Source organism: Xenorhabdus littoralis (assembly GCF_033949345.1).
In the GTDB taxonomy this organism is placed as follows: domain Bacteria; phylum Pseudomonadota; class Gammaproteobacteria; order Enterobacterales; family Enterobacteriaceae; genus Xenorhabdus; species Xenorhabdus littoralis.
Genome location: NZ_VCDP01000122.1, coordinates 1 through 1,306 on the forward strand (window position 1 = coordinate 1; position 1,306 = coordinate 1,306).

Below are 1,306 nucleotides of genomic sequence, written 5' to 3' on the forward strand. Positions count from 1 at the left end.
TGTCTAGTCCTGATATACGTTGACACTATTTTTACTTAACGCCTGATAATGGACTTCATCGGGCGTTTTATATTTTAGCGCTAAGTGCGGCCGATATCGATTATAAATCTCTATCGATTCACTCACCATTTTGGTCGCTTCTTCAAGGTCAGACGGTTTGCAGAGTAAAAACTCGGTTTTCAGGATACCATTAACACGCTCTGCCAACGCATTCTGATAGCAGTCGTGGCCATCTGTCATTGAGCAAATCACTTCATGGTGCTTATGTAGCGCCTGATAGTGTTTTGAACAATACTGTAATCCCCTGTCTGAATGATGGATCAGCGATTGCTCGGCTAACTTTCGGTTTTTTAAGGCATGTTTGTACGCCTTGATAACCGAGTCTGTTCTTAAATTATCATGAACTTGATGCCCCACGATTTTACGCGACCAGGCATCCGTAATCAGGCTCAAATACGCTTCCCCTATTTTCACGGGGAGATACGTAATATCAGCCACCCAAACTTGTTCTGGCCCCGTTGGGGTTATCTTATTGGGGCCGGCTTTGAGTAAATTAGGGTGACAGTGAAAACGATGATGGCTCTGCGTCGTTTTGTGGTAAGCCCGTCTGGGTCTGACCAACAAATGATGGGTCCGGAGTAAATCGAACAGCCTGTCTCTGCCTATTTTTAATGGGTTTGATTGGTTGAGCAGGTACTGAAGCTTTCTCGTGCCAATACGGGGCTGCTTCAGGCGGATTGATTGCACTTGCCTCAGCACCTCCTGATCCTGTTGTTCTTTGATGACTGCCCGCTGACATTGCTGATAATAAGCTTGTCGTGTGATACCCAGATAACGGCAACATTGAACCACATGCAAGCCGGTTACTTTTTTCGCCTGAATGACTTGCCTCGTGGCTTTTTTACGACAGTCACTCCATAATCCCGTTTTAACACCTCTACTACCGCCTCAAAAAATTCGGCTTTCTTTTCCATTTCAGTCAGTTGCTGTTCAAGTTCTTTTATGCGTTGCTCAGGTGTAAGCGATGAAGATGAGGTCATGGCGACTCCTTGAGGATGTAAAGGTGTACAACCCAGACTCCAATCTAACTGACCATGCTTCCTAAGCCAAACTAAAACGGTTGAACGTCCTTGAATACCGTACCGACTTTGGGCTTGTTTGTAAGTCATCTCGCCTTTTTCAACTTGCTCAACAACGGCCAATTTAAAAGCCAGTGAATAATCACGCTGAGTTCGTTTGCTTTCTGATTTCATCACACTCTCCTCAATAGATGAAGAAAAGTGTCAACCTTATTTAGGACGGGACA

1 protein-coding gene is annotated in these 1,306 nt (G+C 44.8%); it reads right to left on the reverse strand.

The features are described 5' to 3' along the window. Nucleotides 1-3: 3 nt before the first annotated feature. Nucleotides 4-1,253 (reverse strand): IS3 family transposase gene (locus FE394_RS18185; protein WP_319927746.1). Its coding sequence is split into 2 segments (ribosomal slippage): nucleotides 4-905 and nucleotides 905-1,253, totalling 1,251 coding nucleotides; the frame shifts between segments, so codons are not numbered across the junction. Nucleotides 1,254-1,306: the final 53 nt, after the last annotated feature.